Source organism: Polaromonas sp. AER18D-145 (assembly GCF_002379095.1).
Classification (GTDB): Bacteria; Pseudomonadota; Gammaproteobacteria; order Burkholderiales; family Burkholderiaceae_C; genus Polaromonas.
This window is the reverse complement of sequence record NZ_NBZV01000024.1, coordinates 55,054-69,824: the sequence shown is the minus strand read 5'-3', so window position 1 is coordinate 69,824 and position 14,771 is coordinate 55,054. Positions and strand designations below refer to the sequence as shown.

Sequence of the window (14,771 nt, the reverse complement as noted above, 5' to 3'; positions counted from 1 at the left end):
GCGGCTGGACTTGAGCGCACTCAACGCTGCTGGCTGAGAATCCAAGGTGTTTCCTATGTCTCCGAACACCTGTTTCCCATGTCTCCTGTCTATACAGTCGCCAAAAGAAAAGTAAGCAAAAGAAAAGGCGACCCGATGGTCTGGGTCCCTTCACTTCGCTGCGGGCAGCCTGCGGTGCTCGCCGAAAGCGGGGTCGAGCTCGAACTCGCTACGCTCAGACAATCGCTCGCCCTGATCCGCTTTCGGCTGTGCTCCTCGGCCCAGCCCGACGGGTGGGGGAACAAATGCGGGTTCGGGTACGGGGAGACATGACGCGCGCAGCGCGTCATGGCGGACTCAAGCGGCCGCCATGTTTGTACGCGGGTGCAGCACACGTTGCCAAATGAAGCCCCCTCCATCGCCCAGCGGGGCGAGGGAGGGGCGGGGGGAGGGAGTGGGGAGTTGCGCCTACTGCCCCATCCCAACCACCGAGCAGCGTGACGCCTCAACTACGAAACTTCACGCCAGCGCCTTGGCCTTGTCCGCTTCCGTCGTGAACGAGTCCGCAAAAAATTCTTCTTCCGGCAAGCCGCCGATCGCGCTGTAGTCGGCGCGGGCCGAGTCCACCACGATGGGCGCTCCGCAGGCATACACCTGGTGGCCCGACAGGTCGGGAAAGTCTTCCAGCACCGACTTGTGCACAAAGCCGGTGCGGCCGGCCCAGTGGTCTTCCGGCAGCGCGTTGGAGATCACCGGCACATACGTCAGGTTGGGCATCTCAGCCGCTTTGGCCATCACCCAGTCATGCATGTACAGGTCGGCCGGGCGGCGGCCGCCCCAGTACAGCACTGCCGGGCGCGTGATGCCCTTGAACTGCATGTGTTCAATCAGCGCCTTGATGGGCGCAAAGCCGGTGCCCGAGGCCAGCAGCACCATGGGTTTGTCGCTGTCTTCGCGCAGGAAGAAGCTGCCGTAAGGCCCTTCAATGCGCAGGATGTCTTTTTCCTTCATGGTGCCAAACACCTGCTCGGTGAACTTGCCGCCCGGCATGTGGCGGATGTGCAGCTCGATGCCCGGGTTGTCCAGCTGCGTGTGCGGCGCATTGGCCATGGAGTAGCTGCGGCGGTCGCCGTCGCGCAGCAAAAACTCCACGTACTGGCCAGCGTGGTACTTGAACACATCGCTGGCCGGCAGTTGCAGGCGGATCACGATCACGTCGTGCGAGGCGCGCGCCAGGCTGCTCACGCGGGCCGGCATTTTCTTGATCGGGAAAGCGCTTTCGTCGGTCACCTGGCGCGACTCCAGCACCACGTCGGTCTGCGCCACGCCGCAGCAGGTCAGGATGAAACCCGCGGCTTCTTCCTCGTGCGACAGTGCCTTGAGCTGGTGCGGGCCGTGCACCACCGTGCCTTCGATCTTTTTGCACTTGCAGGAACCGCAGGCGCCGTCCTTGCAGCCATAGGGCATGCCGATGCCCTGGCGGATGGCCGCGGCCAGCAGCGCTTCGTCGGGGTTGGCGGTGAACGAGCGGCCGCTGGGCAGCACGGTGACGTTGAAAGTCATACTGGTTATCCTCTGACGTAATCCTGTTTTTTATAACTCTGGCTGTTTTCAGCAGATTCCCCAATTTTGCCCTCAAACCAAAGTCCCCTTGGCGCCCTGCCTTCGCGCTTTCGCCGCCAGCGTGTTCTGATCATCGGCTGCGGCGACGTCGGCCTGCGTGTCGCACGCCAGCTGGCGCCGCGTGTGCGGCTGCTGGCCCTGACCTCGTCGCCCGAACGCCGCCCTGAACTGCGCGCCCGGCACATCACGCCGCTGGCCGGCAACCTGGACCAGAGCGCGACCCTGCGGCGGCTGGCCGGGCTGGCCACCCGCGTGGTCCACCTGGCCCCGCCGCCCGGCGAGAACCTGCCCGACTGGCGCCGCGACCCACGCACGCTGGCCCTGCTGCGGGCCTTGCGCCTGCGCGGCCTGCCGCAAGCGGTGGTGTACGGCTCGACCAGCGGCGTGTACGGCGATTGCCAAGGCGAGTGGGCGAGCGAAACGCGCGCCGTGAACCCGCACACGCCGCGCGCCTGGCGCCGCGTCGATGCCGAGGCGCAACTGCGCTTTTTTGGCCGTTCCAGCGGTGTGCGGGTGCACACGCTGCGTATTCCGGGCATTTACGCCCCCGACCGCGAGGGCGGCACGCCGCACGGTCGCCTGCTCAAGGGCACGCCGGTGCTGGCGCCCGACGACGACGTGTTCACCAACCACATCCATGCCGACGACCTGGCACGCGCCTGCGTGGCGGCCCTGTGGCGCGGCAAACCGCAGCGCACCACCAATGTCAGCGACGACACCGAGCTCAAGATGGGCGACTACTTTGACCTCGCGGCCGACCTGTACCGGCTGCCGCGCCCGCCGCGGGTGGCACGCAGCACCGCGCAGGACGAGTTGCCGCTGATGCTGCTGAGTTTCATGAGTGAGTCGCGCCGGCTCGACAACACGCGCCTGAAGCAGGAGCTGAGGCTGCACCTGCGTTACCCCACGGTGGCACAGGGTTTTATGCTACAAAAAGAGTAGCGTTCTACGCCGGCCGGGCAAGGGCGGGAGGCCATTTTCATTACAGTGAATTGGGCCCTTTTTTGCGCGCTTTTCAGCGCTATCCTGCCCGGCCTTTCTTGCTACCGTCCATGGGTCTGGCCTCTCCCGCGTTTTGAGACGGAAGCGGCCTGCAGGAGGCGACACACATGCAAATCGACAACTGGAAAATCAGCACACGGCTGGGGGCGGGCTTTGGCCTGGTCCTGCTGATGACGGGCGCCCTGGTGGCGGTGGGGCTGGGCGGCTTGGCCGGCGTCGGCGCGGCCAGCCGCGACATCACCGACCACGACTGGTCCCGCACCGGGGCGGCGGCGACGGCCAGCGCCGCGACCCAGGCGAACGCACGACGGACGATGGAACTCTTCCTGGCCGGTGATGCCGCGCAGGCGGCGGTGCTGCTGCGGCAGCAACTGGCGGCTGGCGAAAAAGCCGTGGCAGAAGCGCAGGCTGTGCTGGACCAAGGCAGCCCGCCGGCAGAAGAAAAAGCCCTGCTGGCGGACATTCGCAGCACCCGCGCCGTCCATGCGCTGGCCCTCGGCAAGGTCGCCCGGCAGCTGGAGGCGGGCGAACGCGAGGCGGCCCTCCGCAGCTGGAACGGCGAAGCCCGGCAGACGCTGGAGCGGCTGCAGCAGGAACTGCTGGCGCTGGCCGAACTGCAGACGCGCCAGGTCCGGGCGCGCGGACAGGTCGTTGAAAGCGACATTGCCGCGGCGCGCCGCTGGATGCTGGCGCTCGGGCTGGCCGCCTTGCTGGCAAGCGGCATCGTGGTCTGGCGGCTGGCGCGCAGCATTGCACAGCCGCTCAATGAGGCGATCTACATTGCCGAAACCGTGGCATCGGGCGACCTCAGCCAGGAGTTTTCCACCGAACGTGGCGGTGATTTCGGCCGCCTGCTGGGCGCCTTGGGCGGCATGGAAGACACCCTGACCGATCTGGTGAGCCGCATCAAGGCCTCGACCGATTCGATCACCCTGGCGTCCCGGGACATCGCGGCCGGCAATGCCGACCTGTCGCGCCGCACGGAAGAGCAGGCTGCGTCGCTGGAGGAGACCGTCTCCAGCATGGAGGAGCTGACCGCCACGGTCAGGCTGAACGCCGGGCATGCCAGCTCGGCCAGCGGGCTCGCGGCCAGCGCCTCGGACATTGCCGCACGCGGCGGCGAGGTGGTGGTCCAGGTGGTGGACACCATGGCCGCCATCAGCGGCAGTTCCAGGAAGATTGTCGACATCATCGCGGTCATCGAGGGCATCGCCTTCCAGACCAACATTCTGGCGCTCAACGCCGCGGTGGAAGCCGCGCGTGCCGGCGAGCAGGGCCGCGGCTTTGCGGTCGTGGCCAGCGAAGTGCGTGGCCTGGCCCAGCGCAGCGCCGGCGCGGCGCGCGAGATCAAGGCCCTGATTGCCGACTCCGTGGCGCATGTGGAGAACGGCTCCGAACTGGTCGGGCAGGCGGGCCGGACCATGCAGGACATCGTGCAGGCTGTCAGGCGCGTGAGCAGCCTGCTCGAGCAGATCTCGGCGGCCTCGGTGGAGCAGAGCAAGGGCATCGAACATGTGAACCAGGCCATGGTGCAGATGGACAAGGCGACCCAGCAAAACGCGGCGCTGGTGGAGCAGGCCGCCACCGCCGCCGCATCGCTGGCCGAGCAGACCTTGCAGCTGCAGACGGCGGTGGACGAATTCAAGCTGGACGAAGAGCCGGCAACGGGTCCGGGGCCGGGTCCCCTGGCTGCGCTGGAGCTCCGGGCGATCAGCGGCGCCCAGCCGCTGCTGACTGTCGCTGCACGTTAGATGCTACAAAATCAGGAGCTGGTGGCGCTTGCCCGTCAAGGGCTGGAGGCTGATTTGACCTGAAATTTCAGATCCCGGAAGGTTTTTTCAGGGTCTGCAGGCGGTCCTGCGCCTTCAGCACAATGGTCTTGACGTCGGCACCCTGCAGCACCGTCAGGGCCACTTCCGCATCGGGTGCGGCCCGGTCCCAGAGTTTTTTGTAGAAATCGGCCAGCGTCGCGACCTTGGTGCCGTCCACCGCCAGCACCACGTCGCCGGCCTCCAGACCGGCCAACTCGGCCGGACTGTCCTTGCTGACGCGCACGATCTGGATGCGCCCGCCCTGGTCAATCGAGTTCAGGCCCAGCCAGGGCCGGTGGCTTTGGGCGCTGGAGCCGGAGCGCTGCATTTCGGCCAGGATGGGGCGCAGCAGGTCCACCGGCACAAACATGTTGCCGGGCAGGGCCCGGTTTTGTCCGCTGGCGTCCGACACCAGGAGCGAGCCTATGCCCACCAGCTCACCTTTCTGGTTGAACAGCGGCGCGCCGCTGTGGTTGGCGCCGTTGCCCAGCAGGGGCGGGCTGGTGAACAGGGCCACGTCTATGTGGTATTCCCAGGTGCCGGAAAACGGGCGTTTGCTGACCAGCCGTGTCATGCTGACCTCGCCGTCGTCGCTGGCCTGCGGGCCGGTCACGGCCATCAGCGCCTCGCCGGGTTGCAGGGGCAGGCTGCTGCCCAGCACCGCGGCACTGACGCTGCTGCTGGCGCGCTGGGGCAGCACGGGCCGCAGCAGGCCGAAACCGGTCGCCAGGTCGTAGGCCACGGCGCGTGCCGGCAGGGTCTTGTTGTCCTGCGTGACGATTTCAATCTGTTCGGCCTCCAACATCAGGTAGCCAATGGTCAGGATCAGGCCGTCCGGCGCAATCACCACCCCGGAGCCGCGGCGGAGTTGGCCCAGGGTCTCGGCCGACCGCGCCTCCTCGTCCACCATGACACGCACGCCGACCACCGCTGCGTTGGCCCTGGCCAGCGCCGCAATCATTTCCTGGGCGTTCGGAGGCGGAACTGTGGTCGACAGGGCGGGCAGGGCCGCCAGCAGGACAGCCGCCACGAGGGGGTGGGTCCAACGACGAAGTGAGCACATGACGGACTCCCGAAGCCGCAGAAAACACTGCGTTTCAAGAATGCGCCTGATTCAATGCCGTGGCATTGCGCGGGGTCAATCGCCCTGCACCCGCGCCTGGTTGCAGGGGCTTACCGACTCAGGCGCGCATGCACCCAGTGCGCGGCCGCCAGCAGGCGGTGGTCGTCGCCAGGGGCGCCCACCAGTTGCAGGCCCACGGGCAGCCCGTGGCGGCCCCGGGCAAAGGGCAGGTGCACGCAGGGCAGGCCCAGCAGGGTCCAGGTCCGGCAAAACAGCGGGTCCCCCGTGCCGTCCAGCCCGGCCGGGGCCTCGCCGATGCTGCTGGGTGCCAGCAACACGTCGTGTGATCCGAACAAGGCCTGCGCCTGGTGCCGCGCCTGCGCCGTTACCCGCAGGTTGTGCGCATGGGTTTCACCAGCGATGGCCAGGCCGGCCGCGATCAGTGCCTGCAGCGGCGCACTGAGCTGGTCGCGGTGCCGCAGGCGCTCATGGCTCAGGGAGCGCGCGGTCTCGAAAGCCTGCACCTCTTTCTGCGCGGCAACCAGGCCGGACAGCCCGGGCGGCAGCGCCAGCGGCACGCCGTGGCCGGCCAGCGCCGCTTCGGCCCGGGCCCAGGCCTGCTGCGTGTCCTCATCGGCCTGCGCCCACTCGGGCGTGCGGCAAAAGCCGATGCGCGGCACGGCCGATTGTGCAAACGCGGCGGGGTCGGCCAGCCGCGTATCACCGGTCAGCACCGCGCCGAGCAGCGCTACGTCGCGCACGCTGCGCGCAAAGCCGCCCACCGTGTCCAGCGTTTCCGACAGGCTTTTGACGCCGGCCCGGGGCACCCGGTTGTGGCTGGGCTTGTAGCCGACCACGCCGCAAAAAGCCGCCGGCCGAATCAGCGAACCGGCCGTTTGGGTGCCCAGCGCCAGCGGCAGCATGGCGTCGGCCACAGCGGCGGCCGAACCGCTCGACGAGCCACCCGGCGTGTGCTCAGGGTGGTGCGGGTTGCGCGTGACGCCGGGGAACATGTTGGCCAGCTCGGTGGTCACGGTTTTGCCGAGCAGCACCGCGCCGGCCTCACGGCACAGCGCCACGGCCGCCGCATCGGCCAGCGGCTGCTGGCCGGCATAGATCGGCGAGCCGTAAGCGGTGGGCAGGTCAAAGGTGTCGAACAAGTCCTTCACGCCGAACGGCAGGCCGTGCAGCAGGCCGCGCACCGGCCCGGCGTCGAGTTCGCGGGCCGTCGCCAGCGCGGCATCGGCGCCCAGCTGCACAAAAGCCTGCAGTTGCGGCTCCCGTTCGGCAATGCGGTCCAGGCAGGCGCGGACCAGGTCCACGGCCTTGAGTTCGCGGCGTGCGAGCAGGGTGGCGGCTTGCCAGGCGTCGAGTTGATGCAGGGGGGGGCTGGAGGAAGTCATGCCCGCCAGTATCTGTGCTTCTGCGCTTTTTGCGTGCAAACGCCCACAAAAAAGGCCCCTCCAAAACTGGAAGGGCCTGTATCTGGTGCCCGGGGCCGGAATCGAACCGGCACGCCTTGCGGCGGGGGATTTTGAGTCCCCTGCGTCTACCAATTTCACCACCCGGGCAGGAAGAAGCAAAGAGGCAAATTATGGCACAGTGCAGGGTATGAATTATCCGACCATCGAAGACGCCATTGGCAAAACGCCCCTGGTGGCACTGCAACGCATCCAGTCCAAAGCCAACACCCAACGCCACAACGTGGTCCTCGGCAAACTCGAAGGCAACAACCCCGCCGGCTCGGTGAAAGACCGGCCCGCGCTGTCCATGATCAAGCGCGCCGAGGAGCGCGGCGAGATCCAGCCCGGCGACACGCTGATCGAGGCCACCTCCGGCAACACCGGCATTGCGCTGGCCATGGCCGCGGCCATCAAGGGTTACCGCATGGTGCTGATCATGCCGGAGGATTTGTCGATTGAACGCGCGCAAACCATGAAGGCCTTTGGCGCCGAGCTGATCCTCACGCCCAAAAGCGGCGGCATGGAACACGCGCGCGACCTGGCTGACCAGATGGCCAAAGACGGCAAAGGCCGCGTGCTGGACCAGTTTGCCAACCAGGACAACCCGCGCATCCACTACGAGACCACCGGCCCCGAGATCTGGGCCGATACGCACGGGAAGATCACGCATTTTGTCAGCGCCATGGGCACCACCGGCACCATCACCGGCGTGTCGCGTTTCCTGAAAGAGAAAAACCCGGCGATCAAGATCATCGGCGCGCAGCCCAGCGAAGGTTCGCGCATTCCCGGCATCCGCAAGTGGCCCGAGGCCTACATGCCGAAGATTTACGACCCCAGCCACATCGACGAGACCGTGCTGGTGAGCCAGCTTGACGCCGAAGACATGTGCCGCCGCCTGGCGCGCGAAGAGGGCATCTTCGCCGGCATCTCGGCCGCCGGCGCCTGCTGGGTGGCGCAGGAGATTGCCAAAACCGTCGAGAACGCGGTGATCGTGTTCATCGTCTGCGACCGCGGCGACCGTTATCTGTCCACCGGTGTGTTTCCGGCTTGACTCCGTCACCGTTCGGGCTGAGCCTGTCGAAGCCCAGGGCAAACGGGTTATAGCCCAGGTTTGTATATAAAAAGTGGCTGTAGCCCTTGTCCCACGGGCGCAGGCAGCTATCAAAAAAGAAGCAAAAAGGTCTGCATGCGATGAGCCAGGAATTCAAGTTTTGCCCCAGCTGCGCCACCCCGCTGGCGATGATTTCCCAGCTGGAAGACAGCGGCGAAACCGTGCGCCTGCGTTGCCCGGCCTGCGGCTACACCCACTGGAACAACCCGGTGCCGGTATTGGCCGCGGTCATCGAGCACCAGGGCAAGATCCTGCTGGCGCGCAACGCCGCCTGGTCCGGCAAGATGTACGCGCTGATCACCGGTTTCATGGAGGCCGGCGAAACGCCCGAGGGCGGCATCACCCGCGAGATCAAGGAGGAAACGAATCTCGACGTGACCGACCTCCAGCTGATCGGCGTCTACGACTTCCAGCGCATGAACCAGATCATCATTGCCTACAGCGCCGTCGGCCATGGCGAAGTCAAACTCTCTCCCGAGCTGGTGGACTACCGGCTGTATGCCCATGAAGATGTGAAGTGCTGGCCGGCGGGCACCGGTTACGCCCTGGCCGACTTTTTGAAGTCCAGGGGTTACGAGCCGGAGTTTGTGGAGTGGGCCAAGCGCGACTGATTCCAGCGGTTTGGCCAGGCGGGACGCATTCCGCTAGAATTTCCCTTGCTCCGGGGTGCAGCCCTGCTGGAAACGGCAGGGGTGGCTGAGATGGTCAGAACCAAACCCGCGAACTTGAATCGGTTCATACCGACGTAAGGAGAGCTGTCAGCAACCCGGTGCGGGACTGCCACATCTTTCGGAGCACTTGTTCAACAGGCAACCGAAAGCGTGTCCCATGGCTCCACCTGCGTTGATTGCTGATCTGCTGGCCTTCCTGGCCGACACCCACCCGTCCGACGAGGCCTTCGACCGGCAGGCGCTCGCGCTGTTTGCGCACCAGTTCCAGCACAACCTGCCGTTCCAGCGCTTTTGCCAGCAGCGCGGCAAGACCCTGCGCACCGTGAAGACCTGGCGCGACATTCCCGCCGTGCCCATCAGCGCCTTCAAGGCCCTGACCCTGAGCTGCATTCCCGTCAGTGAAGCCGAGCGTACCTTCATGACCAGCGGCACCACGCAGGCCGAGGTCAAGGGCAAGCACCACCACCCCACGCTGGCCGTGTACGACGCGTCCATGATCCGCAATTTCCGCGAGCGCTTCATGGCCGGCAGCGGCCGCATCCGCATGGGCATGTTGTTTCCGGACGAGACGCTGCTGCCGAATTCCTCGCTGGCGCATTACCTCGCGCTGGCCCTGCGCGAGTTCGGCACCGAAGCCAGCCACTACCTGCTGACGCAGCAGGGCCTGGACACGGCGCGCCTGATCGCCGAACTGGAGCGCGCGCAGCAGACCGGCGAGCCCTATGCGCTGCTGGGCGCGAGTTACAGCTTTGTGCACCTGCTCGACGAACTGCAGCGCCTGGGCAGAACATTCGCCCTGCCGGCCGGCAGCCGCGTGCTGGATACCGGCGGCTTCAAGGGTCAGTCGCGCGAGTTGTCGATGCAGGACTTTTATGCGCAGCTCTCGGCCACGCTGGGCATCCCCACCAGCCAGTGCATCAACATGTACGGCATGACCGAACTCAGCACGCAGTTTTACGACGACGGCAATGCGACCCTGCCCTCGGTCAAGTCGGGCCCGCACTGGATCCGCAGCCGCGTGGTCGAGCCGCTCAGTGGTGAGGAATTGCCGCGCGGTCAGCAGGGCATCCTCGCGCATTGCGACCTGGCGAACTTCAACTCGGTCACCACCATCCTGACCGAAGACGTGGGTTTGGCGGTGGACGGCGGCTTTTTGCTGCTGGGCCGCGCGCAGGGCAGCGCGGCCAAGGGCTGCTCGCTGGCGGTCGAGGAATTTTTGCAGGCGGCCGCGGCATGAGGCTGCTGCGCGAAACCGCCGGCTACCTGCCGGGCCTGCGTACCGATGAGCTCGCGTGGCAGACGCTGGCCTTCGAGAGCAAGGGCGGCCGCGTCGAGGTGGCCGTGCCTGTGCTGACCGAAGCGCAAATCGTGACGCTCACGCAGCGCGTGCGCAACGCCAGCCGAAGCTACCTCAAATCGCTGACGGTGTTGCAGATCGTGGACACCATAGACCGCGCCATTCACCGCCTGCTGGACCCCCAGGACCCGTGGCGGCGCAAGGCCGACAGCGTGTTGCCGCGGGTGACCGGTTACGACGCGGAGATGGTGCGCCTGGGCCTGACGGGCTACCTCAAGACCTTCCGCAAGCCGCAACTGCTGCGTTTCCTGGCCGAAGACTTCGGCAACCCGCAACTGCTCGACGACTTTGTGCCGCGCAGCAAGGGCGGCTTCTCCAAGGCCTTCGGTCCCGATGTGGCGGTGCATGTCTGGGCCGGCAATGTGCCCGGCCTGTGCCTGTGGAGTTTGATCTCGGGCTTGCTGGTCAAGTCCGGCACGGTCGGCAAGGTGGCCAGCGCCGAGCCGCTGCTGGCCGGCTGGTTCGCGCAGCTGCTGGTCGAGATCGATCCGGGTCTGGCCGACTGCCTGGCCGTGGTCTGGTGGAAGGGCGGCGACGAGGCGCAGGAGAAAGTGTTCTTCGGCCACGCCGACCTGGTGCTGGCCTACGGCGGCAACGCGGCACTGGCCGATGTGCGGCGCCAGGTGCCGGTCACCACGCGTTTCCTGCCCTTTGGCCACAAGCTCAGTTTCGGCCTGGTGGCCGCGTCGGCGCTCGATGCGCGCAAGGCGCCGCGGGCGGCGCAGCAGGCGGCCTACGATGTGGTGCGTTACGACCAGCAGGGCTGTTATTCGCCGCATGTGTTTTATGTGGCGCGCGGCGGAAAAATCAGCCCGGACGAGTTTTCACGCTACCTCGCGCATGAGCTCTCGGCGCTCGAAAAGAAATACCCGCGGCGCACGCTGAGCCTGGGCGAAGCGGCCGATCTTGCTGCATGGCGCCAGGCCGAGGAAATCCACAGCCTGTCGTCCGGCGGGCCGCAGCTGGCAGGCGAGGGCGACTGGACCGTGGTTTACCACCCCAGCCTGCAGCCGCTGGCGCCCGGCGCCCTGAACCGCACGGTGCGTGTGGTGGCGGTCGATCTGCTGGCCGACGTGATCCCGCTCTTGGGCCCGCACCGCGCCTTCTTGCAGACGGTCGGCGTGGCGGCCGCGCCGCGCGAATTGTTCGAACTCGCCGAGCAGCTCGGCCGCGCCGGCGTCACGCGCATCTGCGCGCTCGGCCAGATGACCTCACCCGAAGCCGGCTGGCACCACGACGGGCGCTTTTGCCTGCTCGACATGGTGCAGATGGTGGACATCGACAGCTCGGCCGAAGCCGCAGCCGACATATTGGCGCCGTATGTCGACTGATACGCAGGCTTTTCTCGACATGCGCCGGGTCAGCTACAGCTTCCCGGCCTACCCGCAGGTGGTGAACCAGGTCGACTGGCAGATCGCGCGCGGCGAGGTGCACAGCCTGGTCGGCCGCAGCGGTTGCGGCAAAACCACCCTGCTCAAACTCGCGGCCGGCCTGCTGCTGCCCGACGCCGGTACGGTCACCGTCGATGGCCAGGCCTTGCGCAAGCCGGGCAGCCAGCTCGGCTTTGTGTTCCAGGCGCCGACCCTGCTCGAGTGGAAAACCGTGCTGGACAACGTGCTGCTGCCGGTCACCTTGCAGCGCAAGCCGCTGCCGGCCGACCGCGCGCGTGCCGACGAGCTGCTGGCGCTGATGGGCCTGTCCGGCCTGGGCCGGCGTTTCCCGACCGAGCTGTCGGGCGGGCAACAGAGCCGCGTCGCGATTGCGCGCGCCTTGCTGCTGGCGCCTTCGCTGCTGCTGCTCGACGAGCCATTTGCGGCGCTGGACGCGATCACGCGCGAGGAACTGCAGGACGACTTTCTGCGCATCTGCCGCCTCGCACAGACCACGGTGTTTTTTGTCACGCACGACATCAGCGAAGCGGTCTACCTGGCCGATCGCGTGGCCGTGATGGCCGACGGAAAAATCACCGACGACCTGGCGGTGAACCTGCCCTGGCCGCGTGGGCGCGAGCTGCGTTACGGCGCCCCTTTCAACGCGGTGTGTGCGCAGGTGCGGCGCGCCATGGACGGGGGGGTCACATGCTGAGCCGTGTGATGCTGGGCCGCCTGGCCAGCCTGGGCCTGTTCGTGGCCATCGTGCTCGGCTGGGAGGCGCTGGCGCGCGGCGCGCGTGTCTCGGCGCTGGTGCTGCCCGCGCCCTCGGTGATCGTGGAGGCGCTGTGGAGCGGGCTGCGCAGCGGCTACTTCTGGCCGCACCTGCTGCACACCGGGACGGAGCTGGTCCTGGGACTGGCGCTCGGCTGCGCCGCTGGTTTCCTGGGCGGCATCGTGCTGGGCGAGTCGGCCTTTCTGCGCCGCGTGCTGTTTCCCTATGTGCTGGTCAGCCAGGTCGTGCCCAAGCTGGCGCTGGCGCCGCTGTTCATTGTCTGGTTCGGCTTCGGCATGACATCAACGGTGGTGATCACGGCGCTGATCTGCTTTTTTCCGCTGATGGAAAACACGCTGACCGGCCTGCAGCAGGTCGAGCCGCGCAAGCTCGAGCTGTTCCGCATGCTGGGCGCCACGCCGATGCAGACCCTGCTGCGCCTGAAGATTCCCTCGGGCCTGCCGGTCATCATGGCCGGCTTTCGCGTGGCCGTGGTGCTGGCGCTGGTGGGGGCCGTGGTCGGCGAGTTCATAGGTGGCAGCAAGGGGCTGGGCGCGCTGATCATTGCCTCGCAGGCAATGATGGACACGCCACTGATGTTCGCCGTGCTGCTGCTCATCACTGTGCTGGGCTTGGTGATTTACCAGCTGGCCATTGGCCTGGAGCGTCTGCTGCTCTGGCCGCATTTGAAAGAAACGACAAAGGACTGACATGCAAAACTATTTTTTTCTTCTTCGCGCTTGCTTCTTCCGCGGCTTGGCCGCCGCCCTGCTGCTGACCGGCGGCCTGGCCCACGCCGCCGACAAGGTGGTGGTGGCTGGCTGGAGCCAGCCCATCACCGAGATCACCAATCTGCTGGTCGAGGAGGACAAGGGTTTCTTCAAGGCGCGCGGCATTGAGCTCGGTTACGTGCCGGGCGCCGGCGGCGGCGACGCGATCCGCAACATGCTGACCGGCCAGGCCACGGTGGCTTTTACCGACCCCGGTTCCTTCTTCGCCGCGCTCGACAAGGGCGAAAAGCTGCGCGCGATCTACGACATCTACCCGCAGAATGTCTTTAATGTGGTCGCGCTGAAATCCAGCGGCATCACCAGGCCGTCCGACCTCAAGGGCAAGAAGATCGGCGTCTACAGCCTGTCCAGCGGCACCCGGCAAAACCTGCTGGTGCTGCTGCAGCAGGCCGGGCTGACCGAGGCCGACGTGACCATCGTCGTCACCGGCCTGCTCAACTTCGCGCCGCTGATGCAGGGCCAGGTCGATGCAACCGCCGCGACCGACACCGGCCTGCTGGTCGGCCGCTCAAAAGGCCTGGCCGATGTCAACGTGATGGCGGTGCGCGACCACCTGAATATTTCCAGCGACCTGTTTGTGGTGACTGAAGCCACCTACCAGGCGAAGAAGGACGTGCTCAAACGCTTTCTCGCCGGCTACCGCGACAGCATGGCCTGGATGATTGCCAACCCGGACGAGGCCGCAGCGCTGGCCGTCAAACGCGCCATCGACGGCAAGAACCCGGCGGTGAACCGCGAGATCATCAACCTGCGCAACGCTGCCAGCGTCTCGCCCGTCACGCAGGCGCGCGGCCTGGGCGCGCTCGACATGGCCATGTTCCAGAAGGCCGCCGACAGCTACAAAAAGCTGGGCATGATCCAGCGCGAGATCAAGGTTTCGGACGTGGTCATGCAGGACCTGCTGCCAGCGAAGTAAGAAGTAAGAAGGAGTGGCCATGAAGTTCAAGGGCAAGGTGGTGCTGGTCACCGGCGCCGGGCGCGGCATAGGCGCGGCGATTGCGCGCGGCTTCGCGCGCGAGGGCGCGGCGGTGGTCATCAACTACCTGCAGGACGCTGCCTCGGCCGAAGCCGTCGCCAACGAATGCAAGGCGCTGGGTGGCGACGGCTGGGCGCTGCAGGCCGATGTCAGTTCGCAGCCAGCAGTCCATACGATGGTTGCCCAGGTGCTGGCCGAGATGGGCCGCATCGACGTGCTGGTCAACAACGCCTTTGCGTCCTACAGTTTCGACCCCGAGCAGCGCAAGCTGTTCTGGGAGCTGGACTGGGCCGACTACCAGCGCCAGATTGACGGCGCGGTGCGCGCCACCTTCAACGTCTGCCAGGCGGTGCTGCCGCATTTCAAGCAGCGCAGCCAGGGCGCCATCGTCAACCTCGCCAGCGACCTGGTCGAGCGCCCCAGCGTGCCCTACCACGACTACAGCACGGCCAAGTCCGCCCTGGTCGGCTTCAGCCGCAACCTCGCGGCCGAACTCGGGCCGCTGGGCATACGCGTCAACTGCGTGGCCCCCGGCCTGGTCTACCCGACGGCCGCCAGCCGGCAGACGAAAGAAGAAGTCCGCGACCTGCTGACCGCCCAAACCCCGCTGCGCCGCATCGCCACCCCCGACGACGTGGCCGGTCCGGTGCTGTTCCTGGCCTCCGACTGGAGCGGCTTCATGACCGGACAGACCTTGTTTGTGGATGGCGGGCTGGTGATGCGCTGATTTGCCGGGTTTGCAAAACTTTTATGCCTCCAGCCCATAACCGGCGGGCGTT

14 protein-coding genes, 1 tRNA gene and 1 riboswitch are annotated in these 14,771 nt (G+C 66.6%); of the genes, 11 read left to right on the top strand and 4 right to left on the bottom strand.

Annotated features, from left to right (window positions below; genetic code table 11):
- Window positions 1–312, top strand: a 312-nt coding sequence (locus B7G52_RS23835; protein WP_205853062.1) for a hypothetical protein, incomplete at its 5' end; no start/stop codon positions are given.
- 186 nt (window positions 313–498) lie between these two features.
- Here B7G52_RS23835 and B7G52_RS13315 read toward each other — a convergent pair.
- Window positions 499–1,542 (bottom strand): CDP-6-deoxy-delta-3,4-glucoseen reductase, encoded by a 1,044-nt coding sequence (locus B7G52_RS13315; protein ID WP_096698051.1) that lies wholly within the window; start codon window positions 1,540–1,542, stop codon window positions 499–501.
- Window positions 1,543–1,608: 66 nt separating this feature from the next.
- Here B7G52_RS13315 and B7G52_RS13310 point away from each other — a divergent pair, with 66 nt between their 5' ends.
- Window positions 1,609–2,544, top strand: coding sequence for an SDR family oxidoreductase (locus tag B7G52_RS13310; protein ID WP_096698050.1), 936 nt, complete (start codon window positions 1,609–1,611; stop codon window positions 2,542–2,544).
- Between the two features lie 167 nt (window positions 2,545–2,711).
- Window positions 2,712–4,355, top strand: a complete 1,644-nt coding sequence (locus B7G52_RS13305; protein ID WP_096698049.1) for a methyl-accepting chemotaxis protein — start codon at window positions 2,712–2,714, stop codon at window positions 4,353–4,355.
- A 67-nt stretch (window positions 4,356–4,422) separates the two neighbouring features.
- Here the strand turns inward: B7G52_RS13305 and B7G52_RS13300 are convergent, their stop codons facing one another.
- From B7G52_RS13300 to B7G52_RS13290, 3 genes are all read right to left on the bottom strand, one after another.
- Window positions 4,423–5,478 carry a S1C family serine protease gene (locus tag B7G52_RS13300; RefSeq protein WP_096698048.1) on the bottom strand — a complete coding sequence of 352 codons (1,056 nt, stop codon included), beginning with the start codon at window positions 5,476–5,478 and terminating at the stop codon, window positions 4,423–4,425.
- A gap of 110 nt (window positions 5,479–5,588) precedes the next feature.
- Window positions 5,589–6,881 (bottom strand): amidase, encoded by a 1,293-nt coding sequence (locus B7G52_RS13295; RefSeq protein ID WP_096698047.1) that lies wholly within the window; start codon window positions 6,879–6,881, stop codon window positions 5,589–5,591.
- 83 nt (window positions 6,882–6,964) lie between these two features.
- Window positions 6,965–7,049, bottom strand: a tRNA-Leu gene (locus tag B7G52_RS13290).
- Between the two features lie 40 nt (window positions 7,050–7,089).
- Between B7G52_RS13290 and cysM the strand changes: the two genes are divergently transcribed.
- The 8 genes from cysM (at window position 7,090) to B7G52_RS13250 (ending at window position 14,719) form a co-directional block, all read left to right on the top strand.
- Window positions 7,090–7,992, top strand: coding sequence for a cysteine synthase CysM (gene cysM, locus B7G52_RS13285; RefSeq protein ID WP_096698046.1), 903 nt, complete (start codon window positions 7,090–7,092; stop codon window positions 7,990–7,992).
- Between the two features lie 140 nt (window positions 7,993–8,132).
- Window positions 8,133–8,663 (top strand): NUDIX domain-containing protein, encoded by a 531-nt coding sequence (locus B7G52_RS13280; protein WP_096698045.1) that lies wholly within the window; start codon window positions 8,133–8,135, stop codon window positions 8,661–8,663.
- A gap of 41 nt (window positions 8,664–8,704) precedes the next feature.
- A riboswitch (TPP riboswitch) is annotated at window positions 8,705–8,821 on the top strand.
- Window positions 8,822–8,880: 59 nt separating this feature from the next.
- Entirely contained in the window at window positions 8,881–9,960 is a 1,080-nt protein-coding gene (locus B7G52_RS13275; RefSeq protein WP_096698044.1) for a long-chain fatty acid--CoA ligase, read from the top strand.
- Entirely contained in the window at window positions 9,957–11,411 is a 1,455-nt protein-coding gene (locus B7G52_RS13270) for an acyl-CoA reductase (RefSeq protein ID WP_170954768.1), read from the top strand. The genes B7G52_RS13275 and B7G52_RS13270 overlap by 4 nt, the downstream gene beginning before the upstream one ends.
- Window positions 11,401–12,165 carry an ABC transporter ATP-binding protein gene (locus B7G52_RS13265; RefSeq protein ID WP_096698043.1) on the top strand — a complete coding sequence of 255 codons (765 nt, stop codon included), beginning with the start codon at window positions 11,401–11,403 and terminating at the stop codon, window positions 12,163–12,165. Before B7G52_RS13270 ends, B7G52_RS13265 begins: the two co-directional genes overlap by 11 nt.
- The gene (locus B7G52_RS13260; protein ID WP_205853061.1) at window positions 12,159–12,935 is read left to right on the top strand and encodes an ABC transporter permease; all 777 of its coding nucleotides are present in this window, start codon (window positions 12,159–12,161) and stop codon (window positions 12,933–12,935) included. Before B7G52_RS13265 ends, B7G52_RS13260 begins: the two co-directional genes overlap by 7 nt.
- 1 nt (window position 12,936) lies before the next feature.
- Window positions 12,937–13,932 (top strand): ABC transporter substrate-binding protein, encoded by a 996-nt coding sequence (locus B7G52_RS13255; protein WP_096698042.1) that lies wholly within the window; start codon window positions 12,937–12,939, stop codon window positions 13,930–13,932.
- 19 nt (window positions 13,933–13,951) lie between these two features.
- Window positions 13,952–14,719, top strand: coding sequence for a 3-oxoacyl-ACP reductase (locus B7G52_RS13250; protein WP_096666569.1), 768 nt, complete (start codon window positions 13,952–13,954; stop codon window positions 14,717–14,719).
- The last annotated feature ends 52 nt before the right edge of the window (window positions 14,720–14,771 follow it).

Coding starts and splice junctions, on each gene's coding strand:
- B7G52_RS13250 (WP_096666569.1), top strand. CDS start 13,952: ATGAAGTTCAAGGGCAAGGTGGTGCTGGTCACCGGCGCCGGGCGCGGC.
- B7G52_RS13260 (WP_205853061.1), top strand. CDS start 12,159: ATGCTGAGCCGTGTGATGCTGGGCCGCCTGGCCAGCCTGGGCCTGTTC.
- B7G52_RS13315 (WP_096698051.1), bottom strand. CDS start 1,542: ATGACTTTCAACGTCACCGTGCTGCCCAGCGGCCGCTCGTTCACCGCC.
- B7G52_RS13270 (WP_170954768.1), top strand. CDS start 9,957: ATGAGGCTGCTGCGCGAAACCGCCGGCTACCTGCCGGGCCTGCGTACC.
- B7G52_RS13300 (WP_096698048.1), bottom strand. CDS start 5,478: ATGTGCTCACTTCGTCGTTGGACCCACCCCCTCGTGGCGGCTGTCCTG.
- B7G52_RS13265 (WP_096698043.1), top strand. CDS start 11,401: ATGTCGACTGATACGCAGGCTTTTCTCGACATGCGCCGGGTCAGCTAC.
- B7G52_RS13295 (WP_096698047.1), bottom strand. CDS start 6,881: ATGACTTCCTCCAGCCCCCCCCTGCATCAACTCGACGCCTGGCAAGCC.
- B7G52_RS13305 (WP_096698049.1), top strand. CDS start 2,712: ATGCAAATCGACAACTGGAAAATCAGCACACGGCTGGGGGCGGGCTTT.
- B7G52_RS13275 (WP_096698044.1), top strand. CDS start 8,881: ATGGCTCCACCTGCGTTGATTGCTGATCTGCTGGCCTTCCTGGCCGAC.
- B7G52_RS13280 (WP_096698045.1), top strand. CDS start 8,133: ATGAGCCAGGAATTCAAGTTTTGCCCCAGCTGCGCCACCCCGCTGGCG.
- cysM (WP_096698046.1), top strand. CDS start 7,090: ATGAATTATCCGACCATCGAAGACGCCATTGGCAAAACGCCCCTGGTG.
- B7G52_RS13255 (WP_096698042.1), top strand. CDS start 12,937: ATGCAAAACTATTTTTTTCTTCTTCGCGCTTGCTTCTTCCGCGGCTTG.